The organism is Fulvimonas sp. R45, assembly GCF_030504985.1.
Lineage (GTDB): Bacteria > Pseudomonadota > Gammaproteobacteria > Xanthomonadales > Rhodanobacteraceae > Rhodanobacter_A.
Genome location: NZ_JASERU010000013.1, coordinates 17,520 through 34,056, shown reverse-complemented (window position 1 = coordinate 34,056; position 16,537 = coordinate 17,520). Strand labels below are relative to the sequence as shown.

Here is a 16,537-nt window from a genome sequence, read left to right as displayed (position 1 = left end):
CGGGGCCGGTCAGAGGTCGAAGCCGATGCCGACCAGCGCCATCGTCTCGCCCCGGTTCGGCTCGTGCAGGCTGCCGTTGGAGACGTGGCGGATCTGGAAGCTCCAATGCTTCATCTGCCAGCCCAGCGTGCTGACGAATTCGTAGCCGCTGCTCAACGCCTGGGTGCGGCCGCTGTGGTAGGCGGGCTGGAAGCTGAAGAACAGCGGGCGGTACCAGGCGGACTCGTCGCCGAAGCGGAAGCGCGCGCCGGCCGCCACCAGCCAGACCTCGTTGCGGGTGGTGTAGCGCGCGGCGCGGTAGCGCGACACGTCGCGGCCGTCGATCCAGCCGCCGGAGACGTCCGGTGCCCAGGTGAGTCCGGTGTCGCCGAGGCGATGCTCGCCGAACACGGCCTCGACGAAGGCGGTGTTCGCGCCGTGGCTGTCCATGTAGCTGCGGCCGGCCTGCAGCTCGAGATGCGTGGTGCCGGCGATGGCCGGTACGGCCGGCAGCGCCAGCATGGCCAGCGCTGCGAGACGGCGGAGGGAGGGAAGTTGCATGGGGAACGCCTTGGGGGAAGTGGGGGAAAGGCTTTATGCACTTGTTAGTTTACTAATTCGGTGAAGCCTTGGCACGCCTTACGAAAGTCGCATTCGGGCAACACACTGTTGCGCCGGCTGCACGACGCCGCCGTGAAGTTTCCATCGGCGACATTTGCACCAAAGCGATTCATTGCCCATGATGGTGCAATGGAAACGATGCCCGCACTGGCCCAGCAGATGGCGACCGGGTTGGCCCTGGTCGACGCCGGCCTGCGCGTGCGCTGGTGCAACCCCGCGCTGGCCGAGTTGCTCGAGCTGGGGCCGCGCAGCGCCGTCGGCGTGCCGCTGGCGGCGCTGCTGACCGCACCGGACGTGGAGCAACTGGCGACGCGCGCGCTGGCCGAGCAACAGCCGCTGCAACTGCGGGGCATGGCGCATGGCGACGCACGGCTCGACCTGGGCCTGCAGCCGTTGGGCGACGGCAATCTGTTGCTGGAAGTGCACGCGCTGGCCGTATCCTCGCCCGCGGTCTCGCCGTTGTCGGCCACCCTGCGCGGCTTCGCCCACGAGGTGAAGAACCCGCTGGCCGGCCTGCGTGGCGCGGCGCAGCTGCTCGAACGCCGCCTGCACGACGACGACCTCAAGGCGCTCGCCGCGCTGGTGCTGGCCGAGACCGACCGCCTCACCGCGCTGGCCAACCGTCTGCTGCATCACGACGGCGCGCCGCGGCTGGGTCCGGTCAATCCGCACCGGCTGCTGGACCGGCTGTGCGAGCTGCTGGCGGCCGAACCCGCGCCACCGGCGCTGCGCCACGACTACGACCCCAGCCTGCCCGACCTGACCGGCGACGCCGACCGCCTGCAGCAGGTGCTGCTCAACCTGGCGCGCAACGCGGTCGAGGCCGGCGCGCGCACGCTCGTCCTGCGCACCCGCGCCGAGCACGGCGCGCGCATCGGCGAGCGCGTGCTGCGCAGCGCATTGCGCATCGACGTGATCGACGACGGCCCCGGCGTGCCGGCCGAGCTGCGCGACACCCTGTTCGAGCCGCTGGTCTCCGGCCGCGCCGACGGCAGCGGCCTGGGGCTGGCGCTGTCGCGCGAGATCGCGCGCGAACACGGCGGTGAACTGCGCTACGCCGGCCGTCCCGGCGAAACCGTGTTCTCGCTGTACCTGCCCCTGGAGCGCACGCATGGCTGACGACATCTGGATCATCGACGACGACCGCAGCGTGCGCTTCGTGCTGGCCGAGGCGCTGCGCGACGCCGGGCTGGCCGTGCGCGAGTTCGGCGACGCCGCCGGGGTGCGGGCCGCGCTGCGCGACGCGCGGCCCGCCCTGCTGGTCGCCGACGTGCGCATGCCGGGCGAAAGCGGCCTCGACCTGCTGGCGGAACTGCAGGCGCGCGGCATCGGCCCGGTGGTCGTGATGAGCGCCTACACCGACGTGGCCACCACCGCCGCGGCCTACCGTGCCGGCGCGGCGGACTACCTGGCCAAGCCGTTCGACCTCGACCAGGCGGTGGCGGCGGTGCGGCGCGCGCTGGCCGATGCGCCGCACGCGGCCGCACCGCTGCCCGCCAGCGCGCCGGCGCCGGTCCCGTCCCTGCTCGGCGAGAGCGCGCCGATGCGCGAGGTGTTCCGGCTGATCGGCCGCGTCGCCGCCAGCGACCTCAACGTGCTGGTCACCGGCGAGACCGGTACCGGCAAGGAACTGGTGGCGCGCGCATTGCACGAGGAAAGCGCGCGCCGCGGCAAGCCGTTCGTGGCGCTCAACACCGCGGCGATTCCGGCCGAGCTGCTGGAAAGCGAGCTGTTCGGCCACGAGGCCGGCGCCTTCACCGGCGCGCAGCGGCGCGTGGCCGGCCGCTTCGAGCAGGCCGAAGGCGGCACGCTGTTCCTCGACGAGATCGGCGACATGCCGCTGGTCCTGCAGACGCGCCTGCTGCGCGTGCTGGCCGGCGGCGAGTTCTATCGCGTGGGCGGGCGCGAGCTGATCCGCTGCGACGTGCGCATCGTCGCCGCCACCCACCAGGACCTCGACGCGCTGGCCGCCGCCGGCCGCTTCCGCGCCGACCTCAAGCACCGCCTGGACGTGGTGCGCATCGAACTGCCGCCGCTGCGCGCGCGGCGCGAGGACATCCCGCGGCTGGCGCAGCACTTCCTCGCCGCCGCCGCGCGCGAGCTGAAGCTGCCGCCCAAGCACTTCGCGAAGGCGGCGTTGAAAGCCATCGCGCAGCGCGATTTCCCCGGCAACGTGCGCGAGCTGGAAAACCTGTGCCGGCGGCTGGCGGTGATCGCGCCCGGCGCAGAGATCCTGCCGGCGGACCTGGGGGCGGCTCCTGCCGCCGCGCACGAGGACTGGAGCGACGCGCTGCGCGACTGGGCGGCGCGCGCGCTGGCCGATGGCGAGGCCGACATCCACGCCCGCGCCCGCGAAGCGCTCGACCGCGTGCTGCTGGAAGCCGCGCTGGCCGCGCACCAGGGACACCGCCAGCATGCCGCCGCCGCGCTGGGCGTGGGCCGCAACACGCTCACCCGCAAGCTCGGCGCATCGCGCACGCGCAAGCGGTGACGGCGCTCCGGCTTCCATGCAAGATGGCCCGCCCGATTCCCCAACCGACAACCGGCAAACCTCCATGTCCGACACCATCATCCGCCCCGCCACCCGCGCCGACGTTCCCACCCTGGTCGAATGGAACCTCGCGATGGCATGGGAGACCGAATCCAGGCGGCTCGATCCCGCCGTGCTGGCGCGCGGCGTCGGCGCCGTGTTCGACGCGCCGCATCGCGGCTTCTACCTGGTCGCCGAGCGCGACGGTGCGGCCATCGGCGGCCTGCTGGTCACCTACGAATGGAGCGACTGGCGCGACGGCGACTTCTGGTGGATCCAGAGCGTGTACGTGGCGCCCGGGGCGCGCCGTGGCGGCGTGTTCCGCCTGCTGCATGCCGAGGTGGCGCGCCGTGCGCGCGAGGCCGGCGCGGTCGGCGTGCGGCTGTACGTGGAAACGGAGAACCTGCGCGCCCAGGCCACGTACGAAGGGCTGGGCATGGACCGCTGCCATTACTTCATGTACGAGCAGATGTTGCGCTGAGCGCACAGGTCGTCCGTCGGTACGGCACCGGCGCGGCATTCGCGCACGGTGCGTGCTCCGGCGGCCCTCAGTGCAGCGGCGTGGCCGGCGCGCCGAGCCGACCCTCGTCGTCCAGCAGCACGCGGCCCAGCGCATGCACGTCCGCGGCCATGCCGTGGCGCTCGGCCAGCGCGGTGGCCAGCGGACCGAGCGCGGCCGGGTGCAGCGGGTAACCGTGGGCCAGCGCGCGGGCGTGGCCGCCGTCGCCGCGCTGGGCCACGGTAAGCGCCACCACGCCGAGGCCGGGCGCTTCGTGCGCGTACAGCGCGGGCGGGTCATAGGCGGGATCGGCGTCGGCCAGGGCTTCGAGCAGGTAGCCGCGACCGGCGACGGCCGCGTCGTCCTGCAGGACCAGCGGCACGCGGTGGGCGTCGAGCAGGGCGGCGTACTGGCGCAGCTCGAACACCACGCCGGCGAAATCGTGCGCGCGCCGCGCGGGCTCGCCACCCTGCGCGGCCAGCCACGCGGCGGGCGACTGCGCGCGCACTTCGCCGTTGGCGTAGCGCAGCGCCAGGCCGCGCGCACTGAGCGTGGCTTCCTCGCGGTACGGGGTGAGCAGGGCCGCTTCCAGCAGCGTCCACAGCGGCGCCAGGTTCACGTGCTCGTACTGCACGCAGGTCAGCGCCACCAGATCGTTGCGGCTGAGGTAGCGCGCGTGCTCCAGCCGCACGCCCAGCGTGCGCATCAGCCAGTCGGCGGTGCGCGGGCCGGCCTCGCCGCGGCCGACCAGCTGCACTTCCAGCTGTTCGGACAACGTGTCGGCCAGTTCGGGTGGCGCCAGCAGCGACAGCGGCGCGAGGCGCATCGGGCCGTCGGCGTAGGCCGCGTCCGGTTCCAGCGGCTGCGCCGGCATGCGGCCGTCGTGGCTGCCGAAGGCGACCACGTTTTCCAGGTGGCCGCGCGGCACGCGGCGTGCCAGCTCGTCCAGCGTGGCCCACACCGGGAAGCCGGGGCGCAGCAGTTCCACCGCGTCGAACAGGGCGCCGGCCACGGCAAGGCGGGCCGCGTCCACCCGCGGGATCAGCGCGTGCAGGTCGGCGGCGACCAGCGCGGCCAGCTCGGCGGCCTCGTCGCGGTCCAGCGTCAGCCGGGCGGGCGTGGCGCCGGGCGGCAGTTCCAGCGCCAGCACGGCGGGCAGGGCGTGCGGCTGCGGGGTTTCCACGTGAATCGTTCCCTACGGCGAAAGACCGCCGATTCTAGCATTCACGGTTCCGGGCTTTCGCCGTGCGGCTGCGCGGGTTAGCCTTGCCGGACAGACGCCCAGACCCAACCCGGACATCATGGACAAGAGCTTGCAGCGCGTCGGCGTGATCGGCGGCATCCGCATCCCGTTCTGCCGCAACAACACCGCCTACGCGGACGTGGGCAACTTCGGCATGTCGGTGAAGGTGCTGGGCTCGCTGGTGGAGCGTTTCGCGCTGCATGGCCAGGAGCTGGGCGAAGTGGCGCTGGGCGCGGTGATCAAGCACGCCTCGGACTGGAACCTGGCGCGCGAGGCGGTGCTTTCCTCCGGCCTGGCGCCGACCACCCCGGGCATCACCACCGCGCGTGCGTGCGGCACCTCGCTGGACAACGCGATCATCGTGGCGAACAAGATCGCCACCGGGCAGATCGAGGCCGGCATCGCCGCGGGTTCCGACACTACCAGCGACGTGCCGATCGTCTACGGCACGCGCCTGCGCAAGCGCATCCTGGCGATCAACCGGGCCAGGGGCTGGCAGGACAAGCTGGCCGCCGCCACGCGCGGCTTCTCGTTCGGCGAGCTGAAGCCCTCGTTCCCCGGCGTGGCCGAGCCGCGCACCGGCATGTCGATGGGCGACCACTGCGAGAAGATGGCGAAGGAGTGGCACGTCGGCCGCGAGGCGCAGGACGCGCTGGCGCTGGACAGCCACCGCAAGCTGGCCGCCGCCTACGAGGCCGGCTTCTTCGAGGACCTGATCGTGCCGTTCCGCGGCCTGAAGCGCGACGGCTTCCTGCGCCCGGACACCAGCATGGAGAAGCTGGCCACGCTGAAGCCGGCGTTCGACAAGCGCTCCGGCCAGGGCACGCTGACCGCGGGCAACTCCACCGGCCTGTCCGACGGCGCCGCCGCGGTGCTGCTGGCCAGCGAGGGCTGGGCCGCGAAGCACGGCCTGACGATCCAGGCCTACTTCCGCGACGCCGAGGTGGCCGCGGTGGACTTCGTGCACGGCGAAGGCCTGCTGATGGCGCCGACCATCGCGGTGCCGCGCTTGCTCAAGCGCAACGGCCTCAGCCTGCAGGACTTCGATTTCTACGAGATCCACGAGGCCTTCGCGGCGCAGGTGCTGTGCACGCTGCGCGCCTGGGAAAGCGCCGACTACTGCCGCGACCGGCTGGGGCTCGACGCGCCGCTGGGCTCGATCGACCCGGCCAGGCTCAACGTGCACGGCTCCTCGCTGGCGGTGGGCCACCCGTTCGCCGCCACCGGCGCGCGCCTCGTGGCCACGCTGGCGAAGCTGCTGGAGCAGAAGGGCTCCGGCCGCGGGCTGATCTCGATCTGCACCGCCGGCGGCATGGGCGTCACCGCGATCCTCGAACGCCCGGCCTGACGCGCGCGGGCGGCTTCAGCGACGATACACCCCGCCACGGGAATCATCGCTGGTCGAGGCCCCGCCGCCCGCGGGGCGCCCGGATCCCCACCTGCATGTTCCGCCTGCGCACCACCACCACCCTGAGCCTGCTGGCGCTGGCCGTCGGCATCGGCGGTACCGCGTGGCTCAGCGGCCAGACCGCCGGCTGGGCGGGACCGGCGGTGACGCATGCGCGGGCCTGGCCGGTCTACCACGCACCGCATCGCCATGTGCGCTCCTATGCGCCCTGGCACGTGGTGCAGGCGAGCCGGCGCCGGGCCGAGGCCGATCCCGGCGAGGCGCAGGCGAGCACGCCCGCGCCGGTGGCGCTGGTGCCGGTGGCGATGCCCTCGCGCCCGGTGCCCTACGAGGCGATGCGCCACCACCTGCGTGGCCGCGTGCTGCTGCAGTTGCGCGTGGACGGGCAGGGGCGCGTGGTCGAAGCCGCGGTGGCTTCCTCCAGTGGCGATGCCGTGCTCGATGCGCATGCCCTCGCCACCGTGCGCGACTGGCGCTTCGCGGTGCCCGTCGGCCATCCCGACGGCGCCAGCGGCGAGTTGCCGATGCGCTTCACCGCGGGCGACGGCGAGCAGGTGGCGCAGGCGCCCTGAGAGCCTGTTCACGATCTCCGCGTAGCCCGCGAACAGGCTCTGAGCCGGCTTCCGGCCGCTACAGGATGCCCTTCACGCCGGCGCCGAAGGCGGTGATCAGGCGCGTGACGATCAGCTTGGGCGACAGCGCCACGTCGGGGAAGTCGCCCACCGGCGTGTAGCAGTCGTGGAACTTCGGATCGAACGGCGACAGCGGCGTGCAGCCGGGTTTCAGGTCGTAGCTGGTGGCGTAGCGGAACGGCCACAGGTCGAACAGCGGCAGCTTGGCCGAGACGTCGCCGATCACCTGGCTGATGCCGCCGAGCACCGGCACGGTGGGGCGACGCGCGGCGATCACCCAGGCGTTCTGCGGTTCGGTGTCGCGCAGGATCGAATCGCGCAGCTCGTCGGCGAAGCGCGGGTCGTACACGATCACGCCGGCCTCGGTGTTGTAGTGGTCCGAGCGCGGGTCGAAGTTGTGCGAGCCGACCATCGCGAAACGGTCGTCCACCACCATCGACTTGGCGTGCAGCGCGAAGCGCCGGCCGCTGCTGTGCAGCGGCGCCGGGCGGTTGCGCCGGCCGTTGCTGCCGAACAGGCCGGGCCGGCGCACGGTGCCGGGGAAACGCGGACGCCCGCCGCCGTGCCGGCCCTTGCCGCGGCCGGCCGCGCCGGTCGCGGCGATGCCCTCTCCGCCGCTGCCGTCGTCGTCTGGCATGGTCCCGTCCTGATCCCAGACGTTGGCCTGCTCGTAGGCCTCGGCGGCGCTGTCCGCATGCGGCTTCAACTCGTGGATCTCGAAGCCGAACTTGGTCAGGTAGCGCTTGCGGTGCTTGTACGACATCGCATACACCGCGAAGGCGTCGGTGGAGGCGAGCGAGTTGGTGGAGATCACGATGCGCGGCGGCGGCGTTTCCTTGTGCAGGCGCTCGAAGATGCGTCGCGCGCGCTTGCTGATCACCAGGTAGGGCGTCTGCAGCACCACCTCCCGCTTCGCGTTCGCCACCAGGTGCATCAGGTGCGAGGTGAACGCGCGCACGCTGCGCTCGTGCGGCTCGTCGGTCTTCGCCGGCAGGTCGCTGAAGTAGTCCACGCGGCCGGTGCGCAGGCTGGGGTCGGTGAGGTGCTGGGCCAACCAGCCCTGGTCCTCGGCCTCTTCCTGCGCCCGCGCCACCCTCACGGGGTCGGTGTAGTGCGGCGTCGGCCAGGCCGGCGGCGAGGCGTCGTGGCGGATGCGCCGGTTCACGTCGCGCAGGTGGGTCAGCGCCACCGAGCGCTTGTGGTGCCAGAACAGGTCGAAGCTGGCGGCCATCTCCTTCGCGGCGGCGCCGCCCACCATCACGTCGCGGTCGACGTAGTTGAAGCCGTCGTCCCAGTTGAAATAGCGGTTCTGGTAGTTGCGCCCGCCGGTGATGCCGATGCTGTCGTCCACCAGCACCAGCTTGTTGTGCATGCGCTGGTTGAACTTCATGAAGCAGCACAGCACGCCGGCGGCGAATTCCAGCGGCGGCGTGTGCGCGGCGTGGAAGGTGGGGTTGTACAGCTTCACGTGGAAGTTGGGGCTGACCCGCGCCAGGCGGTCGAGCAGGTCCACGTCCTCGAACGAGAACAGCTGGTCGGCGAGGATGCGCACCTGCACGCCGCGCCGCGCCGCCTGCACCAGCTCGTCCAGCACCAGCTGGCCGATGTCGTCCTGGTCCCAGATGTAGGTCTGCACGTCGATCGAGCGCCGCGCGGCGCGGATCAGGTTCAGCCGCGCCACCAGCGCGGCTTCGCTGTCGTCCAGCAGGGTGACGATGTTCACCGGGTGCTGCGCGGTGGATTCGGCCAGCGCCTGGTCGGCGGCGCGCAGCAACGGCGAGGGCAGCGCGCAATGGTCGGCGCGCTGGCACAGCGTGGCGCGGCCGGGGCTGGCCGCCACCAGGGCGTCGGCGCGGCGGATCTGCGCGCGCGTGAGCGTGCAGCCCTGCAACAGGGCCGCGCAGGCGAAGACGAGGAGGGCGCACCAGCGAAGACGCATCCGGCCCATGATACGGGTTTGCGCCGGTTTCACGTATCCGGCGTCAACGCGATGGCCAGGTTCAGGCGTACCTGGTCCGACAGCGCGGTGCGGTGCGCGTCCATGCCGAAATCGCTGCGCTGCAGGCTGCCGTCCAGCGCGATCCGGCACGGCGCGGGTGGCGCGCCGTCGCAGCGCAGCGGGTGCAGCTGGAAACGGGCCGGCGCGGTGACGCCGCGCAGGCTGAGCCGGCCGGGCATCGTGCCGCCGCGTTCCAGCACGTCCTGCGGCAGCGGGTCGGAGACGAAGCGGATGAACGGGTAGTCGGCGCCGTCGAAGAATTCGCGCGACAGCACCCAGCGGCGCATGCGCGGCGAGGACATCGCCACGCTGTCCACCGCGATGGCGGCGCTCACCACCACCGTGCCTTCCCGCGGCCCGGCCAGCACCGCGCCGTCGATGTGCCCGAAGCGCCCGTCGATCTCGTGCAGCCACAGCAGGCGCACCGTGAACACGGCCTGCGAGCGGGTGCTGTCGATGCGGTAGCCGGGGAAGGCGGCGTGGACGGGCAGTGCCGGCAGCAGCAGCGCCAGCCAGGCCGCGGCGCGGACCAGCGCCCGCCGCGAGGCCGGATGCGGGCGCGGCGACACCGGCAGGCGACCCCGGCGCTTATGGCGACCAGAAGGCGCCGAGGCGGGCGCTGCCCGGCTCCAGCGCGCCGTCCAGGTGCAGCACCGCGAGGCCGGCCGGCGGCATGCCGCGGAATTCGTCCGAGCGGCCTTCCACCAGCAGGGCCACCAGCCGTTCGATGCCGGGGTTGTGGCCGACCAGCAGCACGGTGCCGGCGTCCTCGTGCTGGTCGAGCAGGGCCAGCAGCTCGCCCGGGGTGGCGTCGTAGATCTCCGTCGCGGCCTGCGCGGACGGCGCGCGCGCCAGCTCGGCCAGCGCCAGCGCGCAGGTGGCGCGGGCGCGCTCGGCGGGCGAGCACAGCACACGGTCCGGGCGGGCGCCATGCTGGGCCAGCCAGGCGCCGGCGGCGCGCGCCTCGCGCTCGCCGCGTTCGCTGAGGCGGCGCTGCGGGTCGCCGTCGCCGGGCGTGGCGGGCAGGGCCTCGGCGTGGCGCAGCAGGATCAGTTCGTGCATGGAACGGCTCCGTGGAAAGGCTTCAGCGCTGGCGCCGGATCCAGCGCAGCAGGGGCGTCCAGTCCTGCTGGTGGCTGCGCACCTGTTCCGAAGCGTAGTCGAAAATGCCCTTGCCCAGCGCGCCCAGCAGCACATAGGCCTGGCTGTCGCGCAACTGCGCCACCACCGGGAACGGCGCGCTTTCGGCCAGCTGCGCCACGGCGTCCTGGCTGGCGTGGGTCCACGGCTTGAGCCGGTTGGCGACCAGCGCCACCGGCAGCTTGCCGCGGCGGATCCGCTCGATGCCGCCCAGGTGCTGCAGGAAGTCCAGCGTGGCGTCGAGGTCGAACATGGAGGGCAGCACCGGCACCAGCAGCGCGTCGGCGGCGTCCAGGTAGGGTTCGAGCTCGCGCTCGTGCGCGCCGGCGGGGGTGTCGATCAGCGCCAGCTCGGTGTCCGGCGGCAGTTTCTGCAGGCCGCGGCGCCCGCCTTCCAGGCCCAGCACGCCGGGTACCTGTTCCGGCCGCCGCATGGCCCAGCGGTAGCTGGAGCCCTGCCGGTCGCCGTCGACGATGGCGGTGCGCCAGCCCTTCTGCGCGCCGTACGAGGCGAGCTGGGTGACCAGCGTACTCTTGCCGCAACCGCCCTTGCTGCTTGCCACGAGCACCGTCAGCATCGGCCACCTCCATCGCGAAAGGTCGGGGCCAAGCCTACCCGGGCGCGGGCGCGCTGGAAACCGGCGGTCGCGACCGGGTCACTCGGGCGCGGGCGGCTGCCAGTCCGCCGGCGGGTCGGTGGGGATGCCGGCGCCGCGCAGCGCGGCCAGCACCAGGCTCATCTGGGTGCCGCCGTTGCGCGCCAGCGCCAGCAGGTGCTGGGCCAGCGCCTTGTCGCCCTGGGCGCGCGCGGCCAGCTGGGCGAAGTTCTGCACCTGCCAGACCAGCACGCGCCTCGCCTCGCGGGCGTCCTGCTGGCGCGCGGGATCGGGGTCGAGGGTCTCACGCAGGTGCAGGCCCAGCGAGCGGGCCAGCGGGCTGGAGCCCCATTCCAGCACCTTGCCCAGCTTCAGGCAGTCGGCCTTGAAGCCGGCGTCGTCGGCGTTGTCCTTGCACAGCCCGGCCACCGCGCGCAGGCCCGGCTGCGGCTGCGCGGCGGCCAGGCCGAAGGCGATCGCCACCTGCACGCCGGCGGCGCCGGCCGGGGCCGCGGGGTCCAGCGTGGCGGGCGGCGGCGGCAGGGCGGCCACCGCGTAGGCCAGCGCCTTCAGGCTGGTGCCGCCGTAGTCGTCGTACAGGCGGGCGGCGGCGGCGCGGGACAGGTCCTCGCGGGCGTCCTGCTTGTGCATGTCGTGCAGGTCCTGGCCCAGCTTCAGCATCCACGCCGCGGCGTTGTCCGGCGCCTGCTGCAGCAGGCGCTCCAGCGCATGCGCGTTGGGACAGGCATCGGCCTTGTCGTCGCAGTCGGGCAGCTGGGCCCAGCTCACCGCGGGACCGGCATCGGCGGCCTGCGCGGCGCGCGCGATCAGGGTGGGATAGCTGTTGACCTTGGGCTGGTCGGGCAGCGGCCGCGCCAGCAGCGCGGCGCCCAGCAGCGGCAGCGCGTCCGCCCGCGGCGCCAGCACGCTGACCAGGTCGCGCTGGAAGCCGAGCAGCGCCTTGGTGCGTGCTTCCGCAGCGGCGGCCTGCTTCTTCGCGGCGGCGTGCCGCTTCGGCGCGCCGGCGGCGGGCAGCGCCACGGCGAGCAGGGCGCAGGCCAGGCCGAGGGCGGGAATGCGCGATCCACGCATGGCGGTCTCCATCGCTCAAAGCCCGCAGCTTAGCGGGCCTGGCTTAAGCGGGGTTGAAGCGGGCGCCTATTCGCCCAGCGCCTCGCGCATGAACTCCGGCTGGGCCAGCGCGCCCTTGTGGATCTCGGCGTTGTAGTAGCGGGTGGCGAAGTTCTTGCTCAGCGCGCCGCGCTCGCGGAAGCCGGACAGGTCGCCGCCCTTGCGCGCCATGGTGCAGCTCCACCAGCCGGTGGGATAGCACGGCTGCGGGAACGGCAGCGTCTTCACCGCGCTGAAGCCGGCGGTGCGCATGGCCGAGCGCATCGACTTGATCAGTTCCAGGTGCGCGATCGGCGATTCCGACTGCTGCACCAGGATGCCGCCATGGCGCAGCGCCTTGTAGCAGCTGGCATAGAACGCGGCGTTGAAGAGGCCCTCGGCGGGGCCGACCGGGTCGGTCGAATCCACGATCACCAGATCCAGCGACTCCGGTTCCGCCTCGGCCATGTACTTGATGCCGTCGATGAACAGCAGCTCGGCGCGCGGGTCGTGGTTCGACTCGCACAGCTCGGGAAAATACTGCTCGGCGAGGCGGGTGACGCGCTCGTCGATCTCCACCTGGGTGGCCTTCTCCACTTCCTCGTGCTTGAGCACCTCGCGCAGGGTGCCGCAGTCGCCGCCGCCGATGATCACCACGCGCTTGGCGCGCGCATGGGTGAACAGCGCCGGGTGGGTCATCATCTCGTGGTAGAGGAAGTTGTCGCGGCTGGTCAGCATCACGCAGCCGTCGATCACCATCAGGTTGCCCCAGTCGGTGGTCTGGTGGATCTCGATGGTCTGGAACGGGGTCTTCTCCGCGTGCAGCAGCTTCTCCACGCGGTATCCGATGGAGGAGCCGGAAGCCTGGTGGGCCTCGGTGAACCAGCTGGGCTGCGACATGGCGGACATTCCTGGATGAAACGGGGGACAAAAGGGAGCCAATTGTAGCCGGTCGGCGGCGCATATAGCGCCCGTTCGGCCGCGGACGGGTGCGGGCCGCTACAATCGGCGACCCGGCCCCGGCGCAAGCGCGCATGGCCTGTCCGTCCGGCCCCGCGGCGTGTGAGGCTTCCGGCCGGCGGACCGTTCCACCGTCAAGGCTCGCCGCTGCGACGACATGCATCCGCCTGTACGAGGAGATCGCCCCATGTCGAAGCCCTGGACCGTCGATAGCGCCCGCCACACCTACGCCGTGAGCCACTGGAGCGACGGTTACGTCGACGTCGGCGCCGCCGGCGACATCGTGATGCGCCCGCGCGGCGCGAAGGGGCCGGCGCTGCCGCTGCCGGCCATCGTCGAGCGCGCCCGCGGCGAAGGCCTGCGCCTGCCGCTGCTGGTGCGCTTCCCGGACATCCTCGCCGACCGCCTCGCGCGGCTGCAGGCCGCGTTCGCCCGGGCCATCGGCGAGTGGCGCTACGCGGGCGGCTATACCGCCATCTACCCGATCAAGGTGAACCAGCAGCGCGGCGTGGTGGCCGAGCTGGCCGCCGCCGGCAGCGAGGGCTTCGGCCTGGAGGCCGGCTCCAAGCCCGAGCTGATGGCCGTGCTGGCCATGGCGCGGCCCGGGTCCATCGTGATCTGCAACGGCTACAAGGACCGCGAGTACGTCCGCCTGGCCCTGATCGGCCGCAAGCTCGGCCTGCGCGTGCACATCGTGATCGAGAAGCTGTCCGAGCTGGACCACGTGTTCGCCGAGGCGAAGGCGCTGGGCGTGGAGCCGCTGCTCGGCGTGCGCGTGCGCCTCGCCTCGATCGGCGCTGGCAAGTGGCAGAACACCGGCGGCGACAAGGGCAAGTTCGGCTTGTCGCCGGCGCAGGTGCTCACCCTGGTCGGGCGGCTGGAGCAGGCCGGGCTCAAGCACACGCTGAAGCTGCAGCACTTCCACATGGGCTCGCAGATCTCCAACGTGCGCGACATCGCCAACGGCATGCGCGAGGCCACCCGCTACTTCGTCGAGCTGACCCGGCTCGGCGTGCCGCTGGAGATCGTCGACGTGGGCGGTGGCCTGGGCGTGGACTACGAGGGCTCGCGCTCGCGCAGCCACAACTCGATCAACTACTCGATGGAGCAGTACGCGGCCACCATCGTGCAGTCGCTGGCCGAGGCGGTGGAGGCGGAAGGGCTGCCCGCGCCGCACATCCTCACCGAGGCCGGCCGCGCGATGACCGCGCACCATGCCGTGCTGGTGGTCAACGTGAGCGAGGTGGAGCCGGTGCCGGCCGGCGCCATCCCGCCGGCCGCGGAGGACGAGCCCGCGGTGCTGCGCCGCCTGCGCGAGACCTGGGAAGAGCTCGACCGGCGCCCGGCGCTGGAGCTGTTCCACGAGGCCCAGCACCACCTGGCCGAGGGCCAGGCGCTGTACGCGCTGGGCCAGCTGGCGCTGGCCGACCGCGCGCGGCTGGACGAGATGTACTACGCCATCGCCAACGCGGTACGCACGCGCCTGCTGCCCGGCGAGCGCTCGCACCGCGCCGCGCTGGACGAGCTGGACGAGAAGCTGGTCGACAAGTACTTCGTCAACTTCTCGGTGTTCGAGTCGGTGCCCGACATCTGGGCGATCGAGCAGATCTTCCCGATCGCGCCGATCGCGCGGCTGGGCGAGGAACCCACCCGGCGCGGCGTGATCGTCGACCTCACCTGCGATTCCGACGGCCGCATCGACCACTACGTCGACGCCGAGGGCGTGGATGTCAGCCTGCCGCTGCACGCGTTGCGCGAAGGCGAGAGCTATCGCCTCGGCATCTTCATGGTCGGCGCCTACCAGGAAACCCTGGGCGACATCCACAACCTGTTCGGCGACACCGACGCGGTGAACGTGCGCGTGGACGGCGACGGCTACGTGTTCGCGCACAGGCGCCGCGGCGACACCACCGACCTGATGCTGGACTACGTGGGCTACGACCTCGATGCCCTGCGTGCCCGCTACCGCGAGCGCATCGCCGCCGCGGGCCTCGCGGGCGAGGCGGCGGAGTCCCTGTACCGGGCGCTGGACGGCGGCCTGACCGCCTACACCTACCTCGCCGAGGATGGCTGATGAAGCTGCGGGCGGACGCCTGATCGCGCCGTCACGTCCGCTGTCTACAATGCGGGCTCCCCCTCACGGAGCAAGCGCATGAGCAGCCTCGACGGCAAGGTGGCCCTGGTCACGGGCGCGGCCAGCGGCATCGGCAAGGCGATCGCCGGGCTGTACGCGAAGCACGGCGCGAAGGTGGCGATCTGCGACATCAACCGGCAGGCGGCCGACGCGGCGGCCGCGGAAATCAACGCCGCGGGTGGCCGGGCCCTCGGCGTCGCGATGGACGTCACCGACGAGGCGGCGGTGGATGCGGGCACCGACAAGGTGGTCGCCGCCTTCGGCGCGCTGGACATCCTGGTCTCCAACGCCGGCGTGCAGATCATCAATCCCATTGACCAGTTCAGCTACGCCGACTGGAAGAAGATGCTCGCCATCCACCTCGACGGCGGCTTCCTCACCACCCGCGCCGCGCTGCGCCACATGTACCAGGGCGACCGCGGCGGCATCGTGATCTACATGGGCTCGGTGCACTCGCACGAGGCCTCGAAGCTGAAGGCGCCCTACGTCGCCGCCAAGCACGGCCTGCTCGGCCTGGCCCGCACGCTGGCGAAGGAGGGCGCGCCGCACAACGTGCGCTCGCACGTGATCTGCCCCGGCTTCGTGCGCACGCCGCTGGTGGAGAAGCAGATTCCCGAGCAGGCGAAGGAGCTCGGCATCGGCGAGGACGAGGTGATCAGGAACGTGATGCTGAAGGACACCGTGGACGGCGTGTTCACCACGGTGGAGGACATCGCGCAGACCGCGCTCCACCTGGCCACCTTCCCCAGCGCCGCACTGACCGGGCAGAGCATCGTGGTCAGCCACGGCTGGTACATGCAGTAGCCGCCGCGCCGCCCGTTCCCGGGCCCGCATCAGCCCCGATACGGCCCGCCGGTCTCGCCCCATCCCCATGCGGGCATCGGCGCATGCCCGTCGGGCGGGACGTCGAGGCGCGAATTGAGCAGGGCGAGCCGCGTGCCCCATTCCACGTAGCCCACGAAGGCGGAACGGAATTCCGGATCGTCCGGCAACCCGGCGGCATCGGCGCATTCGAGCAGCAGCGCCATCCAGCGCGCGCGCTGCGCCTCGTCCAGGTGCCGCCCGACGTGTCGTGACAGCATGGCGTGGTGGCCTCCGCGTTCCCGGGTGTAGACCGGCGGTCCGCCGAAGACCTCGGCCAGGAACAGCGCCACGAAATGCGGGTGCCGCGCGTCCATGTGGGCGAATAGCGGTGCCAGCAGCGGATCGTCGGGCACCCGCCGGTAGAAGACCTCCGTGAGGCGCTCGAGCGCGGGCAGGCCGCCGGCCCATTCGTAGAGGCTGGGGATACTGTCGTCGCTCATGGCGTCTTCGTCCGCTGCACCGCCGTGGCGCGGTAATGGCGCATCTCCTCGATCATGCCGACGTAGGGCTTGATCGCGGCGAAGAAGCTGCGGAACTCGGCGCTGCCGCGGAAGCCCTGCATGTGGCCGCCCACCGAGTCCCACAGGATGCGCAGGATGTAGCTTTGCGGCTCGTCCAGGCAGCCGGCCAGCTCGTAGCCCAGGCAATGCGGCGAAGCGTCCAGGCTGCGTCCGGCCTCGGCGTAGTCCTGTTCGAAGCGGGCGGCGTCCGCCGACGGGATCTTGTAGCGGATGTACTCCACGATCATGCTTCGACCCTCGACGGGTTGCGGCGATGCCTGGCATTCTCCCGCCGCTTCCGCGCGAAAAGATACGCACCGGAA

The 16,537-nt window shown here is 72.2% G+C and carries 17 protein-coding genes; 7 read left to right on the top strand and 10 right to left on the bottom strand.

Features of this window, described 5'->3' with window-relative positions; all coding sequences use genetic code 11:
* Nucleotides 1–9 precede the first annotated feature (9 nt).
* Nucleotides 10–540, bottom strand: coding sequence for an acyloxyacyl hydrolase (locus QMK61_RS12310; protein ID WP_345783630.1), 531 nt, complete (start codon nt 538–540; stop codon nt 10–12).
* Between the two features lie 189 nt (nt 541–729).
* On the opposite strand from QMK61_RS12310, the gene QMK61_RS12305 reads away from it, so the two are divergent.
* The 3 genes from QMK61_RS12305 (at nt 730) to QMK61_RS12295 (ending at nt 3,611) form a co-directional block, all read left to right on the top strand.
* Complete coding sequence (locus QMK61_RS12305) at nt 730–1,719, top strand: ATP-binding protein (protein WP_302072509.1); 990 nt, start codon at nt 730–732, stop codon at nt 1,717–1,719.
* Nucleotides 1,712–3,091, top strand: a complete 1,380-nt coding sequence (gene ntrC, locus QMK61_RS12300) for a nitrogen regulation protein NR(I) (RefSeq protein WP_302072508.1) — start codon at nt 1,712–1,714, stop codon at nt 3,089–3,091. The genes QMK61_RS12305 and ntrC overlap by 8 nt, the downstream gene beginning before the upstream one ends.
* 64 nt (nt 3,092–3,155) lie before the next feature.
* On the top strand, nt 3,156–3,611 hold the full coding sequence (locus QMK61_RS12295) for a GNAT family N-acetyltransferase (protein ID WP_302072507.1): 456 nt from the start codon (nt 3,156–3,158) through the stop codon (nt 3,609–3,611).
* Nucleotides 3,612–3,678: 67 nt separating this feature from the next.
* Here QMK61_RS12295 and QMK61_RS12290 read toward each other — a convergent pair whose 3' ends face one another.
* Nucleotides 3,679–4,812 carry a hypothetical protein gene (locus tag QMK61_RS12290; RefSeq protein ID WP_302072506.1) on the bottom strand — a complete coding sequence of 378 codons (1,134 nt, stop codon included), beginning with the start codon at nt 4,810–4,812 and terminating at the stop codon, nt 3,679–3,681.
* Between the two features lie 118 nt (nt 4,813–4,930).
* Between QMK61_RS12290 and QMK61_RS12285 the strand changes: the two genes are divergently transcribed.
* Both QMK61_RS12285 and QMK61_RS12280 read left to right on the top strand, forming a co-directional pair.
* Nucleotides 4,931–6,220 carry an acetyl-CoA C-acetyltransferase gene (locus tag QMK61_RS12285; RefSeq protein WP_302072505.1) on the top strand — a complete coding sequence of 430 codons (1,290 nt, stop codon included), beginning with the start codon at nt 4,931–4,933 and terminating at the stop codon, nt 6,218–6,220.
* Between the two features lie 95 nt (nt 6,221–6,315).
* Nucleotides 6,316–6,852, top strand: a complete 537-nt coding sequence (locus tag QMK61_RS12280; RefSeq protein WP_302072504.1) for an energy transducer TonB — start codon at nt 6,316–6,318, stop codon at nt 6,850–6,852.
* Between the two features lie 58 nt (nt 6,853–6,910).
* On the opposite strand, the gene QMK61_RS12275 is transcribed toward QMK61_RS12280, so the two are convergent.
* The 6 genes from QMK61_RS12275 to speE all read right to left on the bottom strand — a co-directional run bounded on the left by QMK61_RS12275 (nt 6,911) and on the right by speE (nt 12,656).
* Nucleotides 6,911–8,851, bottom strand: a complete 1,941-nt coding sequence (locus QMK61_RS12275; protein WP_302072503.1) for a phospholipase D family protein — start codon at nt 8,849–8,851, stop codon at nt 6,911–6,913.
* 29 nt (nt 8,852–8,880) lie between these two features.
* A complete protein-coding gene (locus QMK61_RS12270; RefSeq protein ID WP_302072502.1) occupies nt 8,881–9,480 on the bottom strand; it encodes a YceI family protein in 600 nt (199 codons plus the stop codon).
* A gap of 19 nt (nt 9,481–9,499) precedes the next feature.
* The gene (locus QMK61_RS12265; protein WP_302072501.1) at nt 9,500–9,973 is read right to left on the bottom strand and encodes a histidine phosphatase family protein; all 474 of its coding nucleotides are present in this window, start codon (nt 9,971–9,973) and stop codon (nt 9,500–9,502) included.
* A 22-nt stretch (nt 9,974–9,995) separates the two neighbouring features.
* Complete coding sequence (locus QMK61_RS12260; protein ID WP_302072500.1) at nt 9,996–10,628, bottom strand: ParA family protein; 633 nt, start codon at nt 10,626–10,628, stop codon at nt 9,996–9,998.
* A 78-nt stretch (nt 10,629–10,706) separates the two neighbouring features.
* The gene (locus QMK61_RS12255; RefSeq protein WP_302072499.1) at nt 10,707–11,738 is read right to left on the bottom strand and encodes a hypothetical protein; all 1,032 of its coding nucleotides are present in this window, start codon (nt 11,736–11,738) and stop codon (nt 10,707–10,709) included.
* A gap of 66 nt (nt 11,739–11,804) precedes the next feature.
* Nucleotides 11,805–12,656 carry a polyamine aminopropyltransferase gene (speE, locus tag QMK61_RS12250; RefSeq protein ID WP_302072498.1) on the bottom strand — a complete coding sequence of 284 codons (852 nt, stop codon included), beginning with the start codon at nt 12,654–12,656 and terminating at the stop codon, nt 11,805–11,807.
* Between the two features lie 247 nt (nt 12,657–12,903).
* Here speE and speA point away from each other — a divergent pair, with 247 nt between their 5' ends.
* Both speA and QMK61_RS12240 read left to right on the top strand, forming a co-directional pair.
* The gene (gene speA, locus QMK61_RS12245; RefSeq protein WP_302072497.1) at nt 12,904–14,790 is read left to right on the top strand and encodes a biosynthetic arginine decarboxylase; all 1,887 of its coding nucleotides are present in this window, start codon (nt 12,904–12,906) and stop codon (nt 14,788–14,790) included.
* 78 nt (nt 14,791–14,868) lie between these two features.
* Nucleotides 14,869–15,654, top strand: coding sequence for a 3-hydroxybutyrate dehydrogenase (locus QMK61_RS12240; protein ID WP_302072496.1), 786 nt, complete (start codon nt 14,869–14,871; stop codon nt 15,652–15,654).
* Between the two features lie 29 nt (nt 15,655–15,683).
* On the opposite strand, the gene QMK61_RS12235 is transcribed toward QMK61_RS12240, so the two are convergent.
* Nucleotides 15,684–16,154 (bottom strand): group II truncated hemoglobin, encoded by a 471-nt coding sequence (locus QMK61_RS12235; protein WP_302072495.1) that lies wholly within the window; start codon nt 16,152–16,154, stop codon nt 15,684–15,686.
* A complete protein-coding gene (locus QMK61_RS12230; protein ID WP_302072494.1) occupies nt 16,151–16,462 on the bottom strand; it encodes an antibiotic biosynthesis monooxygenase family protein in 312 nt (103 codons plus the stop codon). The genes QMK61_RS12235 and QMK61_RS12230 overlap by 4 nt, the downstream gene beginning before the upstream one ends.
* Nucleotides 16,463–16,537 lie beyond the last annotated feature (75 nt).

Bases quoted from the DNA above. Each gene is read 5' to 3' on its own strand.
- QMK61_RS12235 (WP_302072495.1), bottom strand. From the start codon at position 16,154: ATGAGCGACGACAGTATCCCCAGCCTCTACGAATGGGCCGGCGGCCTG.
- QMK61_RS12275 (WP_302072503.1), bottom strand. From the start codon at position 8,851: ATGCGTCTTCGCTGGTGCGCCCTCCTCGTCTTCGCCTGCGCGGCCCTG.
- speA (WP_302072497.1), top strand. From the start codon at position 12,904: ATGTCGAAGCCCTGGACCGTCGATAGCGCCCGCCACACCTACGCCGTG.
- speE (WP_302072498.1), bottom strand. From the start codon at position 12,656: ATGTCGCAGCCCAGCTGGTTCACCGAGGCCCACCAGGCTTCCGGCTCC.
- QMK61_RS12260 (WP_302072500.1), bottom strand. From the start codon at position 10,628: ATGCTGACGGTGCTCGTGGCAAGCAGCAAGGGCGGTTGCGGCAAGAGT.
- QMK61_RS12265 (WP_302072501.1), bottom strand. From the start codon at position 9,973: ATGCACGAACTGATCCTGCTGCGCCACGCCGAGGCCCTGCCCGCCACG.
- QMK61_RS12305 (WP_302072509.1), top strand. From the start codon at position 730: ATGGAAACGATGCCCGCACTGGCCCAGCAGATGGCGACCGGGTTGGCC.
- QMK61_RS12230 (WP_302072494.1), bottom strand. From the start codon at position 16,462: ATGATCGTGGAGTACATCCGCTACAAGATCCCGTCGGCGGACGCCGCC.
- QMK61_RS12280 (WP_302072504.1), top strand. From the start codon at position 6,316: ATGTTCCGCCTGCGCACCACCACCACCCTGAGCCTGCTGGCGCTGGCC.
- QMK61_RS12295 (WP_302072507.1), top strand. From the start codon at position 3,156: ATGTCCGACACCATCATCCGCCCCGCCACCCGCGCCGACGTTCCCACC.
- QMK61_RS12255 (WP_302072499.1), bottom strand. From the start codon at position 11,738: ATGCGTGGATCGCGCATTCCCGCCCTCGGCCTGGCCTGCGCCCTGCTC.
- QMK61_RS12285 (WP_302072505.1), top strand. From the start codon at position 4,931: ATGGACAAGAGCTTGCAGCGCGTCGGCGTGATCGGCGGCATCCGCATC.
- QMK61_RS12310 (WP_345783630.1), bottom strand. From the start codon at position 540: ATGCAACTTCCCTCCCTCCGCCGTCTCGCAGCGCTGGCCATGCTGGCG.
- ntrC (WP_302072508.1), top strand. From the start codon at position 1,712: ATGGCTGACGACATCTGGATCATCGACGACGACCGCAGCGTGCGCTTC.
- QMK61_RS12240 (WP_302072496.1), top strand. From the start codon at position 14,869: ATGAGCAGCCTCGACGGCAAGGTGGCCCTGGTCACGGGCGCGGCCAGC.